The following is a 20183-nucleotide window of genomic DNA, read 5'->3' as shown; positions in this document are numbered from 1 at the left end:
ACGTTTTAAAGCAATTAAAACCACGTTATCTTTAACTCATAAAATGCCGGCTTGTCGTAACTGCGGCGGCGCTGATGCAAGCGCTGCCGCACTTCCATCGGGCGCTTCCCCGGTTTGCACAGTTCTATTTGAAAGCTATATTCGTATTCCTCCCGGCGATAACGATGACATTCCTAACCAACGAACAGCGCCTCCGAATGCTGGCAAATGGCGCCGCGCGTACGCGCGGCGAAGCCATCGACCCCCTGCCCGTGGTCAAGCTCTACACCCTCGACGCAGGAGCCGCCTGGTTGCTGACTGAACTCGATGCCGACGAGGATCGCGCCTTTGGGCTGTGCGATGCCGGCACCGGTAGCCCGGAGCTGGCGCAAGTCAGCCTCTCCGCTCTCGAAGGCGTCCGCGGCCCGCGCGGCATGCGCATCGTTGCTGATCCCCACTTCAAGCCGCGCCAGCCACTCTCGGGCTACCTGGCAGCCGCACAACGGGACGGGTCGATCAACGACTGACCGATCGCAGGTAGTCGCCGATGGAGCGACGCAGGGTCGCCTCGAAAGCGACCTTGTGCGCCCTCCCCTGTGGCAGGTTTCCTCCTCCAAGGAGGATTCCTGTGACCAAGCTCAACCCCGAAGATCTGCCTAGCGCCACGTGGGCTCTCACCGCCGCCTATCTGTACGTGCTGGACCTTGACGACTCAGGCGTCGCATGGGAATACCTTCGCCGCCACCCGGGCTACGGCCTGGATTGGGGGCGTCGCAGGCGCGTAGTGTCCTTCGCCCGCTGGGGGTTGCGATGTCGCCGAAGATCCAGGTCTCGACGGGCGCGCTACGTGTCCGCTGTGGCTGTCCTCTCAAGACGGGTTGCTGCAGGTGCGCGCCGCGCATGCGCACGACGCCGCAGCCCACCGTTTCGACTTGTGGCGCATTCCCGGCCGCAAATGGCTAGCGCTTGACGGCCCGGACCTGTCGCTCACTGCCGACCTCAGCGCACGGCACATGCGCTTGTCGCTGTCGAGCACCGTGGCTGATGGTGCGGCCTATGTGAGCACCGTGCCGCTGACATCGCGTCTGCGGGGCAAGCTCGATACCTTCCATGCGCAGGCACAGGCCCTGGAAGGCCATGCGCCTCGTGTCGATCCCGCGCGGGCGGTCACCCGCGCCGCGCTGATGCATCTGCGCGCTCTGCAGGCGCTCGACGCCGCGCAGGCGGGCGCGTCGCACCGGGACATCGCCCAGGCTTTGTTTGGCCTTGAAGCCGTCGTCCTGCGCTGGCATGAGGATGGCGAACTGCGCGCGCAGGTGCGCCACCTGCTGCGGCGTGCACAGGCGTACATGGCCGGCGGCTATTTGGCTCTCGCCGGCGTGCCGCACACCGCAGCAGACCACCCCGGAGACGAGCCGGTGCGCTGAATCTCTCCCTGCCTTGATCGGGCCTGATTCCCGAGACTGCCTCCATCGGGCCGCGAATGGTTTGCGGCCCATCGACAGCGATGGAGTCCGTCATGGCAGTTGGCAGTTCGTTTCCTCACCGCACGACCGCTGCGGCTGCGCCGCAGTCTGCTGCGGTTCCGGCTGCGCCGGCCAATCCCGAGTTCCTCACCACCGACGAAGCCGGCGCCTTCCTGCGGCTGTCGCCGCGGACGCTGGAGAAGCAGCGGGTGCTCGGCGGTGGTCCGCGCTTTCGCAAATTCGGGGCGCGCGTGGTCTACGCCGCCGCCGACCTGCGCGCTTGGGCGGACAGCCACACCTACGGCATGACCTCGGATCCGGGCTACGTGCAGCGCGACTCCGTCCGCTGACATACCTGGGCAACGCCGCATGTCCAAGCGCATGAGCGAACGCGAACAGCTCTCGCTGTTCCGCGCGCTGCCGCACGACGGTATGGCGCTGCGTGATGCGCAGGACCTGATGGCCTACCCCTTCTTTTCGCTGGCCAAGTCGCCGCGCATCGTGCCGATCCGCTTCGAGGCCGGTGGCATTTCGCTCACCGTAGAGGGCGTGCCCGAGCACGGCATCGCCACCATCTGGGACGCCGACGTGCTGATCTGGGCTGCCAGCCAGATCATCCAGGCCAAGAAAGAAGGCATCGCGCCTTCGCGGCTGATGGTGGCCACGCCCTACGAGATCCTGCGCTTTGCGCAGCGGGGCACCGGTCGCAGCGACTACCTTGCGCTGCGCGCCGCGCTGGACCGCCTGCAGTCCACCACCGTCGCCACCACGCTGCGCCAGCGCGAGCGTCCGAACGGCGGCAAGCGGGTGCACCGCTTCTCCTGGATCAACGAATGGAAGGAGTACATCCGGCCGGATGGGCGCTCTGACGGCATCGAGCTGATCCTGGCCGATTGGTTTTTCACTGGCGTGATGGAAGAAGCGCTCGTGCTCACGCTCGATCCCACGTATTTCCGACTTTCAGGCGGCATCGAACGCTGGCTGTACCGGCTCGTGCGAAAGCACGGCGGGCGGCAACCCAATGGCTGGCGGTTCGAGATGCGGCACCTGTACTTGAAGTCCGGCGCGCTCCAGCGCTCCCGGGACTTCGCCGCGCATCTGCGTGGTCTCGCATTGCGCCAGGCGCTGCCCGGTTACCGCCTGTCCATCGAACGCAGCGGCGGAATCGAGTGGTTGGCGTTTCACCCTTGTATCGACAACTGCCCGAAGACCGACTTATCCACTTCTTGCGTCGACCGAGACTTATCCACAGCTTCTGTTGAAGAACCTGTGGATTTCATGGGGACGGGCTCGGTGGATCACCGGCGCGCGACTCGGGTGATCACCGGCGCAAACATCGGTGGATCACCGGCGCAAAACGTCCCGCAACCCGCACCCAGCATCGGTTTCGGCCCTCCCTAAACATCTAAAGGGATACATAAATGGAAGTCACACGCGCGCGAACCGAAGCTGCCCAAAACGCGGGCAGCGCCTTGCAGGAGGCAGTCCGAACACCCGAAAACCGCTCGGCAGGAAGACAGGACCGACCTGGCAAGGTGATCGCATTGCTCAATCAGAAAGGCGGCGCGGGCAAGACCACGCTCGCCACGCACTTGGCCGGCGAACTGGCGATGGCGGGAAGCCGCGTGACGCTGCTGGACGCTGATCCGCAGGGGTCGGCCCTTGACTGGGCGCAACGGAGGCTTCAGAACGGCAAGCGACGACTCTACGGCGTGTTCGGGCTGGCCCGGGACTCGCTGCATCAGGAGGCGCCTCAGATCGCCCTGGAGGCGGATTACGTGGTGATCGACGGGCCGCCCCGCGTTGCGGCCCTTGCGCGCTCCGCGCTGCTGGCCGCCGACCTGGTGCTGATCCCCGTCCAGCCCAGCGCCTACGACGTCTGGGCCAGCCACGAGATGGTGGCGCTCATCGCCGAAGCCCGGGTGTTCAGGCCGCAGCTTCGCGCGGCCTTCGTGATCAACCGGCGTGTGGTCGGCACGGTGATCGGCCGCGAAGCGCGCGCCGCCCTGGCCGATCAGCCTTTTGCCGCGCTGCAGACGGAAGTCTCGCAGCGCATCGTGTTTGCCGACAGCGTGGCCGCCGGCCGGCTTGCATGCGAGGCCGCGCCGAAGTGCGCCGCGGCGCGCGAGATCGCGGCACTGGCGCAGGCAGTGCAGGAGATGCTGCGATGACGGCATCAGTGTCATCCTCAACGCCGAAGCGGGCATCCATCGGCCGCAAACCTGCCGCCGACCCGGCATCGACCTGGGTGCGCCAGGCCGATGCACCGGAGAACGTCGTGAAGGCGTCGATCTTCACCGCACGCCTTACCGTCGACGTGACACCGGCGCTGCGGGGCCGCATCAAGGTGATTGCCTTCGAACGTGGCGTCACGGCGGCCGAGATGCTGCGCGAGCTGCTGGAGCGCGAATACGGTGGAGGCCAGTCATGACGCAGCCGTCGCCCATTGCCGCGCAGACCTGGCCCCACGCAGTGCTGCCGCCACGGCCTGCCCCTATGCGCGTCTCGCTCGCCTTCGTCGAGCATCGCGTGAACGTCTGGCTGCGCTTCGGCCAGCCGGTGCGCGAGACGGTGCTAGATCGATGGCGGCGCGTGGCAATCTTCGAGCCCAATGCGGTGTGCTGTCGCGTCAAATGGATCGGCAACGACTACGGCACGGCGCTCTGGCAGCTCATGGTGCTGCAAGCACCGATGCCGTTCGATGGCGCGCAGCGCATCGCCGGCGTGGTGCCGGGCGCGCGCATCCTGCTACGCGCCGACGGCGAGCAGCAGGTCAAGTCGCTGCTTGAAAAGATCGATGCCATCGAAGCGCTCAGCATCGAACCGGCCGCGGTTGCCGCCACGTACTGGCACACCGTCGGCAACCGGCTGGCTGCGCGCCAGCCGCTGCCGGACTACACCAGCGAGGGGCATGCGGCGCATCTTGCGCGCGGGGCCCTCCGATGACCCGGCGGGTACTTTTTGCCGCCATGGGTATCGGCCTGGCTGCGCTATGCGCGCCGGCCTCTATGCCGATGTCGGAGCATGAACGTGTGTTCCTGGTCTACAACCCGACGGACAGCGTGCCGCGCGGCTGGTACCAGGTCCGCAGCATCGACAGTGCAGCCGCGCTGCACGTCGGCGGCATCGTGCTCGCCCGGCTTCCTGTCGACGCGGCAGCATTCGCAGGACAACGCCGCTACCTGCCGAGCGGCGTGCCTATCCTCAAGCGTATCGGCGCCATTGCGCCGCAGTCGGTGTGCATTCGAGAACAGGTCGTGCTGATTGATGGCGCAGTGGCGGCGACCGCACGCACACATGACGGCGCGCGCCGGCCATTGCAGGCTTGGCCGCATTGCCGCCCCCTCGCCAGCGGCGAACTGTTCCTGCTCAGCGACACGAACCCTGCGTCTTTCGACAGCCGCTACTTCGGCCCCATCACCCCCTCTGCCGTGCTCGGCATCGCGCGACCGCTTTGGACCTGGAACGCCCCATGAAGCTTGCCTTGTCGCATCACCCAACATGCCGCGGGACTGCGGCCGGGCATGCGCCCGCGCTGCACTCCATCGTGCAGGGAGCCCACCGCCAGCGTGCAGTTCGCGCTGCATCGTCGCTGCCCCTCGGGCAGCGCTGCGCACCCGGTGCGCGGCTGGCGGCAGGTCGGAGCCGGGAGCAAACGCGGAAGGCGGAGACGGAGGGCCAGATAAAGGGGGTGGCACGCGGCGCCCCTCCAAGCCAGTCTGCACGTGGTTTTGCGGCGGCACCGCAAGGGGCCTTGCGCGTGCCGCGCAGAGACTGGAATCCGCGTGGCAGCGGCGGTCGCCGCGTGCTGTTTCCGATGCGCTGCGCTACCGTGTGCTGGAGTCCTCATGGCTGGCAATAATGAGGATCGCTTTCACATCGAGCCCGCGCCACCTAGATCGCGTGGCAGCCCGCGCGCGCAGCGCTTCGTTTCGCAGGTCCTCAAACAGGTATCGAAGACCGGCGCAAAGTCCGCCAGCAAGACCCTTGGAAGGCCCGCCAACACGTTCGGACGCGGCCGCGTCGCTTCCACTATGGCCGGCCAGCGCCTGGGACCGAACGCGCGTCGCGTGGTCATCAAGTCCCGCTTCGTGGTGTTGCGGCGCGCCAGCCCGAACTCGGCGGCCCTTCACCTGCGCTACATCGAGCGTGATGGCGTCACACGCGACGGTCAGAAGGGCCAGGCTTACGGCGCTGACACCGACGTGGCCGACCTGAAGGCTTTTCAAGAACGGGGCCAGGGCGACCGCCACCAGTTCCGCTTCATCGTTTCACTTGAGGACGGATTGGAACTGGAAGACCTCAAAGGCTTCACCCGCCATCTCATGCGCCGCATGGAGATCGATCTGGAGACCCGACTGGACTGGGTGGCCGTCGATCACTGGGACACCGACAACCCGCACACCCACATCGTGATGAACGGTCGCACCGCCAGCAAAGAAGATCTGGTGATCGCTCCGGATTACATGGCACATGGAATGCGCTTGCGAGCCAGCGAGATCGCCACCGAATGGCTGGGGCCGCGCACCGAAACCGAGATGCAGCAGAGTCTGGTGCGCGAGGTGGACCACCAGCGGCTGACCAGCCTGGACCGCGCGATAATCCGGCAGGCGGGCCTGGACGGCATCAACCTCACGGGCAATCCACCGAATCGGCAGCGCCAGAACATCCTGCGCGCGCGTCTACAACGCCTTGAAGGGATGGGACTGGCCGAGCGGGTGGATGCGAACCGATGGACGCTTCAACCCGGCATGGCGGTCACGCTCAACGCCATGGGCGAGCGCGAGGATGCGCTGAACACGATGCGTCGCGCGCTCAAGGGCCAGCAGCGTGAACTGGTGGTGCATGACGCCGATGGTGCCAACGCTGCACCCGTTCTTGGCCGCATTGCCGGCAAGGGACTGGCCGACGAACTTAAGGACCGCGGCTATCTGGTGGTCGACGGCATCGATGGCCGGGCGCACTACCTGAAGCTGCCGGCTGGTGCCGATCTGGCCGAACTCCCTATGCACGCCATCGTGGAGGCCAGGCCGTTAGGACAGGAGAAGCCCGTGGACCGCAACATCGTGGCCGTGTCGAAGGATGGCATATACCGCACACTCAGTCATCTGGCCGAGCTCGGGCAGGCCGGAGGTCGTGATCCGCAGGCCGCCGTCGAAACCCATGTGCGCCGGCTCGAAGCCTTGCGTCGCGCCGGTGTGGTGGAGCGCCTGGCCGATGGCGTCTGGAAGATTCCAGTCGACCTGATGCAAAGGACGCAGCAGCACGATGCGCAGAAGACGACGGGCCGGGTGATCGAGCTGCGCTCGCACCTGCCCATCGAGCAGCAGGTGCGCGCCATCGGAGCGACTTGGCTGGACGGCAATCTGGTGGTCGATGGCGGCGTGGCGAGCCAGGGCTTCGGCGCACAGGTCCGCGACGCGATGCAATTACGCGGGGACTTTCTCGCCGAGCAGGGTCTGGCGGAACGCCAAGGCCAGCGCATCGTCCTTTCGCGAAATCTGCTGACAACTCTGCGCGACCGGGAACTCACCGCAGTGGGCAAGGCCCTCCAAGACAAGAGCGGTCATATCTACCGCCCGTTGCAGGACGGCCAACAGGCCAGCGGCGTCTACAGCCGCAGCATCCAGCTGACCAGCGGCCGCTTCGCCATGCTCGACGACGGCATGGGTTTCAGCCTCGTGCCCTGGCGGCGGGTTATCGAGCAGCGGCTGGGCCAGCAACTCATCGCCGTGGTGCGCGGTTCATCGGCCACATGGAATCTCGGCAGGCAGCGAGGCATATCCATCTGACGGTGAAATGCCCAGATCCATCGCAGCGCGTCTTGAAGAAGAAGTCGTATTCGGCATCAAAAAATTGCCGACGACTCAAAATAAATGTCTGCCTGATGCACAAAGACATCCTGTCGATGGTATGACCGCAATATTTAATTCAGCATACACTCCAACGCATTATGAATTGCATCAACGATAGCGAAAATTAGCTATAAAATATATGCATATTGTCACCAAATTCCGGGTATCAAAGCGAATTTTTTATAAGTTTGGGCCTGTTTACCCGGGTCCAGCTCTCAAGTCGCTTAGCACCTTCCCGTAGCCGCTCAACATTACTAGTGGCGAAGCACCATCTCAACCAACCATTCCCTCCAGATGCGAAGGCGTCGCCTGGTGCTAACCCAATACCGGCCTCAACAACGAGGCGCTTCGCGATCTCGAGCGAATTGTCAGCCAATATGATATCCAATTTGAAAAATGCGTACATTCCGCCGTTAGGGTTACTGGCCGTCACCCCAGGTATTGCTTGCAGCAATGGGACAAGCGTGTTTCTGCAAATTCTAAGATGCTCTAGCACTCGCGGTGTTATGTCCGCTTGTCGCTCAATGGCAATCAGTCCTGCGCGTTGCGCGAATACGCTTGCGCAGCTAGTATTGAACTCAATTAACTTCTCAATCACGGATATCATTTTCGGAGGAACAACTAGCCAACCCAGACGCCATCCGGTCATCAGGAAACTTTTGGAAAAACTCTGCACCACCACCACTTGATCGTCTGGCTCACAAATATCCAAAAAGCTTGGAGCACAACCGTTGGAAGAGTGTTCATAGTAAAGGCGCTCATACACCTCGTCTGAGAGGATCCAAGTGCCTGTCTTCCGACAATGCTCAAGAATGGTCTGCTGCTCTGTCTGCGAGATTGTCCAACCAGTAGGATTGTTCGGTGAATTGACGACTAAAAGTTTAGTTTTTTCAGTAACCGCAGCTAAAAGCCTAGGCAAATCCAGCGACCATTCACCATCAGTATGCAAAAGCGCGACCATATGCACCTCAGCACCCATGATAAGCGGCTGCGCTGTTAGGCTGGGCCACACCGGCGTAATTACTACGACCTCATCACCGGAGCCTAGTAGTGCTTGACAAGCCAGCATAAGCGCGCTTACCCCGCCAGATGTGACAGCAATGCGATCTAATTGCACAGGCTTGTGCAAACTACTCGCATAATTAGCAATGGCATCGCGCAAAATCGGAATGCCGAGGTTTTGGGAATAGAAAGTTTCTCCTATTTTGAGAGAATCGATGGCCACATTACGAATGATTTCGGAAGTAACTTCATCACTCTCCCCAAACCAGAAAGCCAGCAAATCCTCACGACCCATGCCGGCATTAGCGATTTCTCGGATTCGCGAAGCTTCTAGGTTGAGCATTGCTTGTCGCATATTGATCCTTGCAGATTAAAAAAATGTTTTTACTGTCAGAATTTTGGCGAAATAAGGCTTCGCCGAAATCAATTATTCGAGGCAGTAAATTTACGCTTAAATTCACTACACCTTTTACTCTGAAATAATTGATTCCCGCATTAAGCATGACTTTACAAATGGCATTCCATCGCGACATTCAAAAACAGCATCATATAGGGCTGTTTTGCGAATATTTAGTCTGTGGGTAATTATCAATAAGTCACAATCTAAGACGTCGTCAAACCCTAGAAATTTTGAGTAAGCTGTGAATCGCCGTGCGACAAGCGTGCGGCAATGCCTCCCCAAAAATCACAGCAGCGCCCTGCTGCGCGAATGAAAGAAGTTGCGCACAACGCCGGATTTCCACGCCATTTACTAGAACATCAAACATCGCGCCACTTTAAGAGCCATCGTTAGTGTTGACCAGAACATCTAGCTGATAGGGCCATCAGGGATCGTGATCGCTTGCTGCTCCGGGAGCAACAAGCTGAGCACTACGCCACCAGCACACTCGACGAGCTCGCAAACACAGTTGGTCACCGCGATCTGCGTGGCATGCGAGCATTGCCAGGACCTGTCTCAAGCATTGCACAAGGCCTGTCAGATGGAGATCAAAAAGCTGCTGACCGACAATGGCAAAGAGCTCACTGACTGCGTGTTTTCCGGCAAGGAACGCGAGCCAAGTGGGATGCGGTAATTCGACCAACTGTTCCAGGGGTTGTGCACCTGGGCACAGCTACGCACTCCGTGCGCCCGATCTCCAAGCTGAACGTAGAAATGGTCAGTTCTGACCGCGTAAACCCCTTACGGAGCCCAATCGGGCAATTTCGCCGCCCCGCATGACCTTGTCGGACAGAACCTCTACGGCGGAATTCGCGCTCATTGTCGGTACTGCGACGTCCTAGTAAGCCAAATGATCTGTGGCACAGCGGTCCGCGTCAAAACCCTATCCTCTGACGCAGGGCGAATGCCATCGCGTTCGAAAACTTCCCTCACGTCATCGGTGCGATAGACATCATGCTTGGGCTCCTGCGGGTTCGTTAACGTTATCGAATTGCGTTGGGAGCAACGTCGTTGAAGAATTAACAGTTTCAGCTTATCGTTATGATTCAGCTCGGTCCTATAGTGCTGCATTTTTAAGCCATGCTTGAAAATTGCTTCATTCAAATTGCAAGCGCACAGGGTTCACACATTTTTCGCAGCTTGGGTTGGAGACTTTCGCTAAGCGCCTGACAACCCGGTGAATTAATACCGTCCAATCGACCACTGAGCCTCGCTGAATAATATGGGCCCTTTGATTTCGTCAGTTTCGCGGTTCTTTTCCTATAAATCCCTTGCAAATTCATTTCAATTAGAAATGCCAGTATACCTATAAGTTTAATTTCTACGCATTAAATTAAATGGAAAGCCAATTTTCTAGCCCACATACATACGATGCAATAATGGTATTGGAAGATGCGATGAAGCGGCCTAGCAACAGATCCCAAGGCCTATATCTCAAAGATTTCCTAGGCGTGATTCTGTGAAAACTCATCTGAAGGGGGAGCTGTCCACTGACTTGCTGGGTGCGGCACTGCACACCCGGTTTTCCGAATTGTTTGCCGTGGCGGCCCGCAAATCCGTTTTCTTGTGGAGCGAATCGCCCCTGGATCAGGCGCAGGTCGTCATGCTCGACGCGTCATCAAACCTACTGCGCCTGCAGCCTCTGCCGCCCTGCGTGATCTGGCTTGGGTACGAGCAGCCCGCAGCAGGCTTCTCGGATGCCTGGGTGGGCCGCCTCGCTCAAGACCACACCGTGGCCGACCTGATCGACATTCTGGACCGCGCCGCCGTCTTTCTGCTGGACTGGAAGGCGCGCCAGCCTGCCACCGCCACGGCGGGGCAGCCACCCGCCGCAACCTCGGTATATGCGTATGAGCGGTCATTCGCCCACAGCACCATCCAGCATGCGGCTCCTGCTGCCCTGGGCTCGGCCGCGATGGCTACGGCGCAAGGCAGCCGCTATCTCCTGGACTCCTGGGTGTTCCTGGGGGTACCGTTCGACAGCGCTGGCTGCATCGGCGCCCTGGCCCTGCTGGCGCGCCAGCCTGTCACGACGCAGCAGCTGCGTACCCACAGCGGCTTGGCGCCGGCAGAACTCGGCGAACTACTCAAGGAGCTGGCACGTCGCAAGGTGCTGCAGGTGATCGCGCCGGCCCACGCGGTGACGCCACTGTCCTCGGCCCCCGCGTCCCGCGGCTTGGCGCCCGTGCACAAGGGCCTGGTACGCCGCCTGTCTCAATGGCTCAGCAGAGCAAGCCGCCCATGAATGTCACCGCAGCCATGACCTCTTCGAGCACCACCCAAATGCCCCGCATCGCGTTCATGGGGCCGATGGGCGTGGGCAAGACAACCGCCATCCGCGCCCTGTGCGGCGACGACATGGTCGAGTCTGACGTGCCTAACCTGGATCGGCAGTCACATGCCAAGGACTTCACCACGGTGGGCGCAGAGTTCGGCCAGATCGATCTGGGCAATGGCGAGTTCGTGCAGGTCTGCGGCTGCCCTGGGCAGGACCGCTTCGACTTCTTGCGCCAGTGGGTCGTGTCCGCCTCCGTCGGCGTCTTCGTGATGGTTGACGCCAATGCCCCGGATGCCGTGCAGTCCACCGGCGCGCTGCTGGCCGAAGCCGCAGCGGCCGAACATCCGCCGCTGGCCCTAGTGCTGAGCACCCGCACCGCGTCAGCGGCAACGATGCAGGCCCTTGCAAACGGACTGCAGACTGCTGGTCACGGCGTGGTGCCGGTAGTGCTGCAGGTGGATGTGCGAAAGCGTGCAGATGTGCTGCAGGCCCTTGCGGTACTGGTATCGATGTTGTCCCTGTGCAGTGAGTCCCCATGAAAAGCAGTTCCCCCCTGATTTCCGAAGCGCTGGCCCAGACGGCCCAGCGCGCTCTTGATACCCATGCCGCGCCCATCAGCGGCCTGCAGTTGGCCTTGCTGGCCACACCCGATGGTTTCGAGATAGCCTGCCTGCGCAACCGCAGCGACCTGCAGGCCAGTCGGCTTTCAGCCATGGCCAGCTCGCTCATGGCCATGGCGCGTGCGGTCGGGCGCGAGATTCAGAACCCTCAGTGCAAGCGCCTGACCTTCGAGGCCGAGGGGAGCACCGTGGTTTTCCAGTCCATCGATGCGCCGGTACCCTGCATCCTGTGCCTGGCGCTGGGTAGCGATGCCCTGCTTGGCCGCGCCCTGTGGGCCGCGGGCGAAGTGGTGCAGGAAATGTCCCGTAGTTGACGGCCCTCTTTCGACCGATTTTCGGGTGCGGGCATTTCATTGGCAGCCAGCACCCATCCCATTCCAGCCAATGCAAATGAAACCCAAGGAAACCAGAAAAATGACGACTCTCAATGAATCCCTGACCCAGTTGCTGAGCGTGGAGGGAGCGCTGTGCGCGGCCATCGTCGACGGCAACAGCGGCATGCTGCTGGGCAGCATCGGCACGGGGGTAGACATGGAACTGGCCGCCGCCGGCAACACTGAAGTGCTGCGCTCCAAGAACAAGACCATGCAGGCGCTTGGCCTGCAGGACACCATCGACGACGTCCTGATCACGCTGGGCAAGCAGTATCACATCATCCGCCCCCTGGCCACCAAGGAAGGCATCTTCATCTATCTGGTGCTCGACAAGGCGCGCGCGAACCTCGCCCTGGCCCGCCGCAAGGTGCAGGACCTCGAGAAGCTGATCGAGTTCTGACGACGCCCCGCGGCGCACGTCCCGACTGCGACAAACTTCGTTGTCGGGGCTCAGTTGGCACTTAGATACTCAGAGTTCAACGAGACAACCCGGAAGGGCAGTGCCATGCCGTACAAGAGCCTCGCGCCATCGCGCCAAACTGCCACCGAGCGGCAACGCGCATGGCGGGGTGGCGAGTTGCTGATTCTAGACGCCTTTGTGGTGGTGCTGGCAGCGCTGCCCGCCCGCCCCAGACCGGCAACTCGGCGCCCATGCGAATTGGGATGGTGGGGCCGTATACAGGAGCGTCGGCCGATATCGGCGTGCCCATACTCAACGGCATTCGCATGGCGGTGGACGAGATCGACGCGAGGGGCGGCTACCTGGGCCGCCGGCTGGAACTGGTGGCTAAGGACGATGCCGCCAACCCCGACCAGGGACGCAAAGTCTCGCAGGACCTGCTGGATGAAAAGGTGGTCGCCACCATCGGCTTTTGCAACACCGGCGTGGCCATGAAGGCCATCGACCTGTTCCAGGACGCTAAATCGCCGCTGATCGTGCCCTGCTCCTCGGGCACCGCCGTCACCGCGAAGTATCCGTCGGCCGCAAGCTACGTCTTATGCAGGGGCGCAATGCGCTGGGGGCGCCCACTAACCGATGTGGTGGCCGCGCCAGCCGTCAAATCCATGTCGCCATTTTTATTGAAACATGGGCGCCGGCGAACATCAGGCAGAGAGGTTTTGCAGACCTTCCCTATGCCAACTGATCTGTGGCAAAGCGGGCTGTGCCAAATCGCAATCCTCTCACGCTCGGTGGATGGTGCCTCGTTCGAAGACTTCCGCATTGTTGGCGTACCTACGAACACATGAATTGCCCGGCTCCTTTCGCTCTGCTGAAGTTCTCGAATTGCGTTGCGAGCAACGTCGTTGAAGAATTAACGGTTTCAGCTTGGGGTTTACGATTTGGCATATTTCCTGCAGCGAAATCAATATTTCTAAGCCGATGTTAAAAACTCTTCATGCCTACACTAAGCGCAGAAAATTCAGACTTTGACGCCGCTTTGCTTGAGGCGCCCGCTGTGAGTCCGACACCCTAGTCGATTAATACCTTGCACACGGGAAATTTGCCTCACTCAAGGCCGCACGCCTTTGGCCTTCCGATTCTACGGTTCATTTCGTTAAAATTACCCATCCATTCAATACTTCGCCGAAGAAATTCCAAAAGTGCAAATAATTCCAGCTTATCGCGCTTTAATTAGAAATATTTATAATTAAATTGTTTACGAGAAAGGCAATTAGATAAATAATTAATTATTTTTGGATCCATTTATTTTCATTGAAAATACAAGCTCATCCGCGAAACCACATCCTTGCAGCATCAGAAACCAAAGCAATATATGAAAACTAAAATCTATTTCCAAATTGCAGCACTCATCAGCATTTTCTCTAACGCCGCAAACGCTCAGGAAACGGCGACTGTTAAAATCGGTCACGCTGGGCCGCTTTCTGGGCCTCAGGCGCACTATGGACGGGATAATGAGAATGGCGTTCGAATGGCAATCGAGGACTTAAATGCGCAGAAGCTGAAAATAGGTGGAAAAAATATTAAGTTTGAGGTTATCGGAGAAGATGATGCTGGTGATCCGAGGCAAGGGACTGCCGTCGCACAAAAGCTTTGCGACGCTAAGGTCAATGGTGTCGTAGGCCACCAAAATTCGGGTACCAGCATCCCTGCCTCCAAGATTTATAACGATTGCGGCATCCCTCACATCACGGGATCTGCTACAAATCCAAACCTTACAAAACCACGGTATAAAACAACATATCGAATTATTGCGAATGACAACTCACTTGGTGCGGCTATAGCTCTCTACGCAGCCGATACATTAAATCTAAAGAAAGTCGCCATTATTGACGATCGCACAGCCTATGGACAGGGTGTCGCGGAGGTTTTTAAACGACGAGCAATTGACAAAGGGATTTCGATCGTAGATGAACAGTATACCAACGACAAGACTACTGATTTCATGGCGGTTTTAACATCCATAAAAGGCAAGTCACCTGATGCGATATTTTTTGGCGGCATGGACCCGCAAGCGGGACCAATGCTGCGACAAATGGAGCAGCTAGGCATGGCAAATGTGAAGTTCTTTGGCGGTGATGGCATTTGTACAGAAGAGGTGGTCAAACTCGCTGGTGGAGCGAAGACCGTTGAAAATGTAGTATGCGCGGAGGGTGGAGTTAGTCTCGCCAAAATGACTGGTGGAGAGGCTTGGAAGAAGCGTTACGATGCAAAATTTCCAGGACAGTTCCAAATTTATAGCCCATATACATACGATGCGACAATGGTATTGGTAGACGCGATGAAGCGAGCGAACTCAACCGATCCCAAGGTCTATATTTCAGAAATTTCCAAGACCATTTACAGCGGTGTCACCTCTGCCATTTCTTTTGATGCAAATGGCGAACTGAAAAATCCGCTAACTACATTGTCAACCTATAAAAGCGGCAAAAAAATGCCTTTGAATTAGTTGGTACTTCCTCACGACTGGGAAGATACTACCTATTCATGGCCTTATAGGCCGAAGAAGCATCTCCGCTCTACCTGACCTGCAACGCAGGCCGGTGAGCTCACCAGCCACTTCCCCATTGCCAGATTCCCATGCGCGGCACCCACACAATCACTAAGAGCCTGTTCCCCGTCCGCAAGCTCGAGGCCTTCGCGCCAGGCTCGCACCTCCGCGTCCCGTTTGAAAAGTGGTCAACACTGCCTAGACCATGATGGATGCAGTGTTCTCATGCACGGGCAAAGCAGTCATCAAAGGCGGGGTCGCGCGCCGCCATGGAACTTAAAAGTGCCCGCACGGCGTGATCCTGGGCATCGACGGTCCCGCGGGCTCGGGCGTGCAACCCTTGGGCATGCTGCGCATGGTCGCGCTGATCTCTAGCTTCGCCAACATCCCGGCCGAGCTGGTGTTCTGCTTTGCCACGGGCAACACGGCGCGCATCCGCAACCTCAACTGCGGGCTGATCGAGCCGGGCCGCGCGGCGGACTTCGTGTTCATGGACCGCGCCCAGCACACCGCCGGCGCCACGCTGCTCGAAAGCGTGCAGCTGGGCGACATCCCCGGCATCGGCATGGTGATGATCGACGGCCTGGTGCGCTGCGGCCGCAGCCGCAACACGCCGCCGGCGACCGAGATCCCTGTCGTTCTCTGAACCCCGGCCTGGACGCCTTCAGCACACCCTCCTCATTCCCTGCGCAGGCCCACACGCCTGCGCGAACCTTTTCCTTGTACTGATGGAGTTCCTCCCATGAAAGCAATCGTCGCCGTCAAGCGCGTGGTCGACTACAACGTCAAAGTCCGAGTCAAGTCGGACCAAACGGGTGTGGACATCGCCAACGTGAAGATGAGCATGAACCCCTTTGACGAAATCGCCGTCGAAGAGGCCGTGCGCCTGAAAGAAAAAGGCCTGGTGACCGAAGTCATCGCCGTCTCCTGCGGCGTGGCCCAGTGCCAGGAGACCCTGCGCACCGCCATGGCGATTGGCGCCGACCGCGCCATCCTGGTGGAAATCCCCGCCGATCTGGAACTGCAGCCCCTGGCCGTGGCCAAGATCCTCAAGGCCCTGGTCGACAAGGAACAACCCGGTTTGGTCATCCTGGGCAAGCAGGCCATCGACGACGACGCCAACCAGACCGGCCAGATGCTGGCGGCCCTGGCCGACCTGCCTCAGGCCACCTTCGCCAGCAAGGTGGAACTCACTGCCGACAAGGTCAGCGTCACCCGCGAAGTCGACGGCGGCCTGGAAACCCTGTCCCTGACCCTGCCCGCCGTCATCACCACCGACCTGCGCCTGAACGAGCCGCGCTACGTCACCTTGCCCAACATCATGAAGGCCAAGAAGAAGCAGCTCGATACCGTCAAGCCCGAAGACCTCGGCGTGGACGTCACGCCCCGCCTGAAGACCCTGAAGGTGACCGAACCCGCCAAGCGAGGCGCCGGCGTCAAGGTGGCCGATGTGGCTGCCCTGGTCGAGAAACTCAAGAACGAAGCGAAGGTGATCTAAATGTCGGTACTCGTTATTGCTGAACACGACAACGCCGCCATCAAGGGCGCCACCCTGAACACCGTGACCGCCGCCATTGCCTGCGGTGGCGACGTGCATGTGCTGATCGCCGGCCACAATGCCGGATCTGCAGCCCAATCCGCCGCACAAATCGCCGGTGTGGCCAAGGTCATCCACGCCGATGCCCCCGGCCTGGAACACGGCCTGGCCGAGGACGTGGCCGCCCAGGTGCTCGCAATCGCATCCAACTACAGCCACATCCTGTTCCCGGCGACCGCCAGCGGCAAGAACGTGGCCCCCCGCGTGGCCGCCAAGCTCGATGTTGCGCAGATCAGCGACATCACCAAGGTGATCTCCCCTGACACCTTCGAGCGCCCCATCTACGCCGGCAACGCCATCGCCACCGTGCAAAGCGCAGACAGCGTCAAGGTCATCACCGTGCGTACCACGGGGTTTGACCCCGCGGCAGCATCCGGTGGCAGTGCAGCCACGGAAACCGCAGCAGCGACCACCGACACCGGCAAAAGCGTCTTTGTGGGCAGCGAGATCGCCAAGAGCGACCGCCCCGAACTCACCGCTGCCAAGATCATCGTCTCCGGTGGCCGGGCCTTGGGCAGCAAGGAAAAGTTCGATGAAGTGATGACCCCGCTGGCCGACAAGCTCGGCGCTGCGCTGGGTGCCAGCCGCGCCGCGGTGGATGCGGGCTACGCACCGAACGACTGGCAAGTGGGCCAGACGGGCAAGATCGTGGCGCCGCAGCTGTACATCGCGGCGGGGATCTCGGGGGCCATCCAGCATCTGGCCGGGATGAAGGACTCCAAGGTGATCGTGGCGATCAACAAGGATGCGGAGGCGCCTATCTTCAGTGTGGCGGACTATGGGCTGGAGGCGGATCTGTTTACCGCTGTGCCGGAGCTGGTCAAGGCACTGTGATCAGGCCTGCCGCAGCTCAATAGCCGTTGGCAACCCGCACCGCGCCTGCAGGGGCGTTTGTGTAGGCGCCGCCATTCGGGCGGCTGTCGCGCTCGTGGTCGATGCGGTAGCCCTTGCCCTGCAGCGCCACGGGCGTGCCAACGGCCGGCGCCCAAGCATAGGCCCAGCAAAGTGCCTGTGCCGGGGGGTCATTCACCGCCAGGATGCCCTGCCTGTCGCCAGCAAATTCGGTGCGTGCCGCACTCACGGCCACCTGCTGCAGCATCACCACCGGGTGGCTGCCCCGGCTGGGCCAGCATGCAGGCGGAAAGCGCGCGGGGGAAATCAGATCGGCAATGCCTGCAGTATCCTTGAGCAAATCGACTGCCGGCGCGGGCTTCAGCACGGACAGATTGCGCAGCAGGGTTTCGGGCGCAGTCCCGACATCCAACATGGCGCGCGCTTTGGCCAGATCGTCGAGGTAGAACGAATTGATGGGCGGCGCATCCAGCGCCCCCTCCAGCTTGGGGTGGCGGTACAGCCGCGCCACGAAGCTCGACGGCAGCACATGGTCGGGGCGCAGGCCCAGGGTGGCACACAGCCAAGCATGGCTGTCGTTGATCGCCTTCAGGTCCAGCGGCAGGGACAGGCCCCCGCTATCCACCCGCACGAGGCGCTGGTGAAGTTGCTCGCGGAGGAGCCGTTCGGCATCGGGCCAGCGTGCCAGCCTTGCGGCGCAGCACCGCAGGCACGCCCCACGCAAAGCTGGAGATGGAAACGGTGTCAGGGCCTGCGGGCAGGCCGTCCTGGTCTAGGCACCCGGTACCTTTGAAAGGTGCGGGTTTCCTCGTCCTTGCCGAAAGAGGCCAGCACGACCAGGTAGAACAGGCTGAACGGCGCTTTGTAAGACTGCTCACCCAGCTGCCATAGCAAGGGTTCGCCATCGACCCTGGCAATGGCTGCGCGGTCGCCACCGATGAGCGTTGCCGAGTCGGTTACATGCGGTAGCCCGCACTCCCACTGCTTTGCCGATGCATATGCGTGAACCTGGTGCCGCCACACCACAAAAACACGGCCTGCGCCAGGCCGCCAAGGGCGAAAAGCCGCTACATGGTCCATGCCAATCGCCAATTCTTGGTGCTACCGCCCGGCCGGGTCCGTGCCTAAAGTCCAGCCCATGGACCCACACTCACCCCTGCCCCCCAGCACCTCGTCGCCATTGGCAGCCAGCCAAACACCCTACGGCCCGGCGTTGCGCCACGCCGACAGCGATGCCGACCTGCTGGCCTGCTGGCCCGTGGTGCACCAGTTGCGGCCCCGGCTGCAAAGTGCCGAGGACTTCATCTCCCGCGTGCACCGCATGCGGGCAGACCACTACCGCATACTGGCCGCGTGGCAGGACAGCCATACGGCCGTGGCGCTGGGCGGCTACCGCCTGGCGGAGAACTTGATCTATGGGCGCTTTCTGTACGTGGACGACTTGGTCACCCTGGACACGGCACGCGGCGCACGCTGGGGCCAGGCGCTGATGGACGCCATGGCACGCATTGGCGAGGAAGCAGGCTGCAGCTGCCTGGTGCTGGACACCGGGCTGTCGAACGCGCTGGCCCAGCGCTTCTATTTTCGCCAGGGTTTGCTGACGCAGGCCATGCGTTTCGGGCGACCACTGCAGGCCGCGGCCGCCGCGGCGGCCTGATCAGCCGCGCTGGCTGTCCTCCACCAGGTCCAGGAGCTGCCGGCAGTGCACGGCGGCGTCGCCCTCGGGCACATTGGCAACGCCCAGGACCAGCCCGGCATGGTGAGGCTGTGGGTCGGCATACCAGGGCGACAGCGGCACCGGTGCCAGGCCGTACTGGCGCGCCTGCAGGGCCAGCGCCAGGTCGTCCGTGCCGGGCGGCAGGCGCACCAGCACCGAGAGCCCGCCTGCGCGGCAGGTGGCCGATTGCGCCTGCAGGCTGGCCACGATGGCGTCGCGCCGCCGGGCGTACAGCGCCTTCATGCGGCGCAGGTGCCGCAGCAGGTGGCCGCCCTGCAGGAACTCGGCGACGGCCTGCTGCAGCAGCGGCGCGGGGGCCGAGCCGAACAGCGCCGCCGCATCGTCGAAACGCGCCACCTGCGCGGCCGGCACCACCAGAAAACCCAGTCGCAGCGATGGGTTGATGGTCTTGCTGAAGGTGCCCATGTGCAGCACGCGCCCGCCAGCGTCCTGCGCCGCCAGGGCGCGCATGGCGCGCCCTGGCGGCAGCTGCAGCTCGCCCAGGTAGTCGTCCTCCAGCACCCAGGCCCCGGCCTGCGCTGCCCAGGCGAGCAGGGCCTGCCGGCGCTCTACCGACAGCGTGGCACCCAGCGGCGCCTGCTGCCCCGGGGTGACCACAGCCAGCACAGCGTGGGGTGCGGTCGCCATGCCGGCTGCCACGTCCAGGCCCTGCGCATCCACGGGCACGGCCACGCTGGTCAGGCCCAGGGCCGCCAGCGTGCGCCGCGTGAGCGGGTAGCCAGGGTCTTCGCACCAGACCTCACCCTGCAGACCCAGTGCCTGCACGGCCAGCGTGATGGCCGCCGTGTGCCCGCTGGTGATGAACACCTGCGCCGCGCTGCAAGCCATGCCGCGCGCCACCGCCAGATAGGCAGCGATGGCCGTGCGCAGTGCTGCATCGCCCCGCGGGTCGGGGTAGCGCAGCGGGGCATCGGCCGATGCACGCGCAGCGCGCGTGACGATGCGCGCCCACACCTTGGCCGGGAAGGCATCCTGCGCCGGCACGCCCATCTGGAACATGCCACTCACGCTGCGCGGGTAGTTGGCCACCGG

Annotated in this window: 22 protein-coding genes and 3 pseudogenes; 21 read left to right on the top strand and 4 right to left on the bottom strand. The window is 61.7% G+C overall.

Annotated features, from left to right (window positions below; genetic code table 11):
• Positions 1–164 precede the first annotated feature (164 nt).
• The 10 genes and pseudogenes from ACK41V_RS10990 to ACK41V_RS10945 all read left to right on the top strand — a co-directional run bounded on the left by ACK41V_RS10990 (position 165) and on the right by ACK41V_RS10945 (position 7237).
• Positions 165–506 (top strand): DUF2958 domain-containing protein, encoded by a 342-nt coding sequence (locus tag ACK41V_RS10990; RefSeq protein WP_409781950.1) that lies wholly within the window; start codon positions 165–167, stop codon positions 504–506.
• 20 nt (positions 507–526) lie between these two features.
• Entirely contained in the window at positions 527–949 is a 423-nt protein-coding gene (locus tag ACK41V_RS10985) for a transcriptional regulator domain-containing protein (protein ID WP_409781947.1), read from the top strand.
• Positions 867–1406: a DNA -binding domain-containing protein gene (locus tag ACK41V_RS10980; RefSeq protein WP_409782075.1), complete on the top strand. Its 540-nt coding sequence runs from the start codon at positions 867–869 to the stop codon at positions 1404–1406. The genes ACK41V_RS10985 and ACK41V_RS10980 overlap by 83 nt, the downstream gene beginning before the upstream one ends.
• A gap of 92 nt (positions 1407–1498) precedes the next feature.
• Positions 1499–1795: a helix-turn-helix transcriptional regulator gene (locus ACK41V_RS10975; RefSeq protein ID WP_409781944.1), complete on the top strand. Its 297-nt coding sequence runs from the start codon at positions 1499–1501 to the stop codon at positions 1793–1795.
• A gap of 19 nt (positions 1796–1814) precedes the next feature.
• A pseudogene (locus ACK41V_RS10970) lies at positions 1815–2633 on the top strand (replication initiator protein A); the annotation flags it as partial.
• 233 nt (positions 2634–2866) lie between these two features.
• Positions 2867–3616: a ParA family partition ATPase gene (gene parA / locus ACK41V_RS10965; RefSeq protein ID WP_409781941.1), complete on the top strand. Its 750-nt coding sequence runs from the start codon at positions 2867–2869 to the stop codon at positions 3614–3616.
• Positions 3613–3876, top strand: a complete 264-nt coding sequence (locus tag ACK41V_RS10960; protein WP_409781939.1) for a chromosome partitioning protein ParB — start codon at positions 3613–3615, stop codon at positions 3874–3876. Before parA ends, ACK41V_RS10960 begins: the two co-directional genes overlap by 4 nt.
• 65 nt (positions 3877–3941) lie before the next feature.
• Positions 3942–4391, top strand: a complete 450-nt coding sequence (locus tag ACK41V_RS10955; RefSeq protein WP_409781937.1) for a DUF2840 domain-containing protein — start codon at positions 3942–3944, stop codon at positions 4389–4391.
• Between the two features lie 23 nt (positions 4392–4414).
• Positions 4415–4921, top strand: a complete 507-nt coding sequence (locus tag ACK41V_RS10950; protein ID WP_409781935.1) for a S26 family signal peptidase — start codon at positions 4415–4417, stop codon at positions 4919–4921.
• Positions 4922–5293: 372 nt separating this feature from the next.
• Positions 5294–7237, top strand: coding sequence for a DUF3363 domain-containing protein (locus ACK41V_RS10945; RefSeq protein ID WP_409781932.1), 1944 nt, complete (start codon positions 5294–5296; stop codon positions 7235–7237).
• A gap of 229 nt (positions 7238–7466) precedes the next feature.
• Here the strand turns inward: ACK41V_RS10945 and ACK41V_RS10940 are convergent, their stop codons facing one another.
• A complete protein-coding gene (locus ACK41V_RS10940) occupies positions 7467–8657 on the bottom strand; it encodes a pyridoxal phosphate-dependent aminotransferase (RefSeq protein WP_409781930.1) in 1191 nt (396 codons plus the stop codon).
• A gap of 589 nt (positions 8658–9246) precedes the next feature.
• Between ACK41V_RS10940 and ACK41V_RS10935 the strand changes: the two are divergent.
• The 10 genes and pseudogenes from ACK41V_RS10935 to ACK41V_RS10890 all read left to right on the top strand — a co-directional run.
• Positions 9247–9366: pseudogene (locus ACK41V_RS10935) on the top strand (IS481 family transposase); the annotation flags it as partial.
• An 834-nt stretch (positions 9367–10200) separates the two neighbouring features.
• Positions 10201–10986, top strand: a complete 786-nt coding sequence (locus ACK41V_RS10930; protein ID WP_409781927.1) for a hypothetical protein — start codon at positions 10201–10203, stop codon at positions 10984–10986.
• Positions 10983–11558, top strand: a complete 576-nt coding sequence (locus ACK41V_RS10925) for a GTPase (protein WP_409781924.1) — start codon at positions 10983–10985, stop codon at positions 11556–11558. The genes ACK41V_RS10930 and ACK41V_RS10925 overlap by 4 nt, the downstream gene beginning before the upstream one ends.
• Positions 11555–11953, top strand: coding sequence for a roadblock/LC7 domain-containing protein (locus ACK41V_RS10920; protein ID WP_409781922.1), 399 nt, complete (start codon positions 11555–11557; stop codon positions 11951–11953). Before ACK41V_RS10925 ends, ACK41V_RS10920 begins: the two co-directional genes overlap by 4 nt.
• Positions 11954–12053: 100 nt before the next feature.
• Complete coding sequence (locus ACK41V_RS10915) at positions 12054–12413, top strand: hypothetical protein (protein WP_409781919.1); 360 nt, start codon at positions 12054–12056, stop codon at positions 12411–12413.
• Between the two features lie 251 nt (positions 12414–12664).
• Positions 12665–13261: an ABC transporter substrate-binding protein gene (locus ACK41V_RS10910; RefSeq protein ID WP_409781916.1), complete on the top strand. Its 597-nt coding sequence runs from the start codon at positions 12665–12667 to the stop codon at positions 13259–13261.
• 527 nt (positions 13262–13788) lie between these two features.
• A complete protein-coding gene (locus ACK41V_RS10905; RefSeq protein WP_409782072.1) occupies positions 13789–14922 on the top strand; it encodes a branched-chain amino acid ABC transporter substrate-binding protein in 1134 nt (377 codons plus the stop codon).
• Between the two features lie 299 nt (positions 14923–15221).
• Positions 15222–15610, top strand: a pseudogene (locus tag ACK41V_RS10900) (amidohydrolase family protein); the annotation flags it as partial.
• A gap of 96 nt (positions 15611–15706) precedes the next feature.
• On the top strand, positions 15707–16462 hold the full coding sequence (locus ACK41V_RS10895) for an electron transfer flavoprotein subunit beta/FixA family protein (RefSeq protein WP_409781913.1): 756 nt from the start codon (positions 15707–15709) through the stop codon (positions 16460–16462).
• The gene (locus ACK41V_RS10890; RefSeq protein ID WP_409781910.1) at positions 16463–17395 is read left to right on the top strand and encodes an electron transfer flavoprotein subunit alpha/FixB family protein; all 933 of its coding nucleotides are present in this window, start codon (positions 16463–16465) and stop codon (positions 17393–17395) included.
• Between the two features lie 16 nt (positions 17396–17411).
• On the opposite strand, the gene ACK41V_RS10885 is transcribed toward ACK41V_RS10890, so the two are convergent.
• Both ACK41V_RS10885 and ACK41V_RS10880 read right to left on the bottom strand, forming a co-directional pair.
• Positions 17412–18044, bottom strand: coding sequence for a hypothetical protein (locus ACK41V_RS10885; RefSeq protein ID WP_409781908.1), 633 nt, complete (start codon positions 18042–18044; stop codon positions 17412–17414).
• A 113-nt stretch (positions 18045–18157) separates the two neighbouring features.
• Positions 18158–18493, bottom strand: coding sequence for a hypothetical protein (locus ACK41V_RS10880; RefSeq protein ID WP_409781905.1), 336 nt, complete (start codon positions 18491–18493; stop codon positions 18158–18160).
• Between the two features lie 58 nt (positions 18494–18551).
• Here ACK41V_RS10880 and ACK41V_RS10875 point away from each other — a divergent pair, with 58 nt between their 5' ends.
• Entirely contained in the window at positions 18552–19070 is a 519-nt protein-coding gene (locus ACK41V_RS10875) for a GNAT family N-acetyltransferase (RefSeq protein WP_409781902.1), read from the top strand.
• Here ACK41V_RS10875 and ACK41V_RS10870 read toward each other — a convergent pair.
• Positions 19071–20183: PLP-dependent aminotransferase family protein (locus ACK41V_RS10870; RefSeq protein WP_409781899.1), on the bottom strand; the 1113-nt coding region annotated here is incomplete at its 5' end.

Source organism: Acidovorax sp. (assembly GCF_046291265.1).
Taxonomy (GTDB): Bacteria; Pseudomonadota; Gammaproteobacteria; order Burkholderiales; family Burkholderiaceae_C; genus Acidovorax.
The sequence above is the reverse complement of the archived record's forward strand: the minus strand, read 5'-3'. Positions and strand labels throughout refer to the sequence as shown.

Coding starts and splice junctions, on each gene's coding strand:
- ACK41V_RS10990 (WP_409781950.1), top strand. CDS start 165: ATGACATTCCTAACCAACGAACAGCGCCTCCGAATGCTGGCAAATGGC.
- ACK41V_RS10910 (WP_409781916.1), top strand. CDS start 12,665: ATGCGAATTGGGATGGTGGGGCCGTATACAGGAGCGTCGGCCGATATC.
- ACK41V_RS10955 (WP_409781937.1), top strand. CDS start 3,942: ATGCGCGTCTCGCTCGCCTTCGTCGAGCATCGCGTGAACGTCTGGCTG.
- ACK41V_RS10895 (WP_409781913.1), top strand. CDS start 15,707: ATGAAAGCAATCGTCGCCGTCAAGCGCGTGGTCGACTACAACGTCAAA.
- ACK41V_RS10890 (WP_409781910.1), top strand. CDS start 16,463: ATGTCGGTACTCGTTATTGCTGAACACGACAACGCCGCCATCAAGGGC.
- ACK41V_RS10945 (WP_409781932.1), top strand. CDS start 5,294: ATGGCTGGCAATAATGAGGATCGCTTTCACATCGAGCCCGCGCCACCT.
- ACK41V_RS10950 (WP_409781935.1), top strand. CDS start 4,415: ATGGGTATCGGCCTGGCTGCGCTATGCGCGCCGGCCTCTATGCCGATG.
- ACK41V_RS10985 (WP_409781947.1), top strand. CDS start 527: ATGGAGCGACGCAGGGTCGCCTCGAAAGCGACCTTGTGCGCCCTCCCC.
- ACK41V_RS10905 (WP_409782072.1), top strand. CDS start 13,789: ATGAAAACTAAAATCTATTTCCAAATTGCAGCACTCATCAGCATTTTC.
- ACK41V_RS10940 (WP_409781930.1), bottom strand. CDS start 8,657: ATGCGACAAGCAATGCTCAACCTAGAAGCTTCGCGAATCCGAGAAATC.
- ACK41V_RS10880 (WP_409781905.1), bottom strand. CDS start 18,493: ATGGACCATGTAGCGGCTTTTCGCCCTTGGCGGCCTGGCGCAGGCCGT.
- ACK41V_RS10915 (WP_409781919.1), top strand. CDS start 12,054: ATGACGACTCTCAATGAATCCCTGACCCAGTTGCTGAGCGTGGAGGGA.
- ACK41V_RS10975 (WP_409781944.1), top strand. CDS start 1,499: ATGGCAGTTGGCAGTTCGTTTCCTCACCGCACGACCGCTGCGGCTGCG.
- ACK41V_RS10960 (WP_409781939.1), top strand. CDS start 3,613: ATGACGGCATCAGTGTCATCCTCAACGCCGAAGCGGGCATCCATCGGC.
- ACK41V_RS10875 (WP_409781902.1), top strand. CDS start 18,552: ATGGACCCACACTCACCCCTGCCCCCCAGCACCTCGTCGCCATTGGCA.
- ACK41V_RS10920 (WP_409781922.1), top strand. CDS start 11,555: ATGAAAAGCAGTTCCCCCCTGATTTCCGAAGCGCTGGCCCAGACGGCC.
- ACK41V_RS10925 (WP_409781924.1), top strand. CDS start 10,983: ATGAATGTCACCGCAGCCATGACCTCTTCGAGCACCACCCAAATGCCC.
- parA (WP_409781941.1), top strand. CDS start 2,867: ATGGAAGTCACACGCGCGCGAACCGAAGCTGCCCAAAACGCGGGCAGC.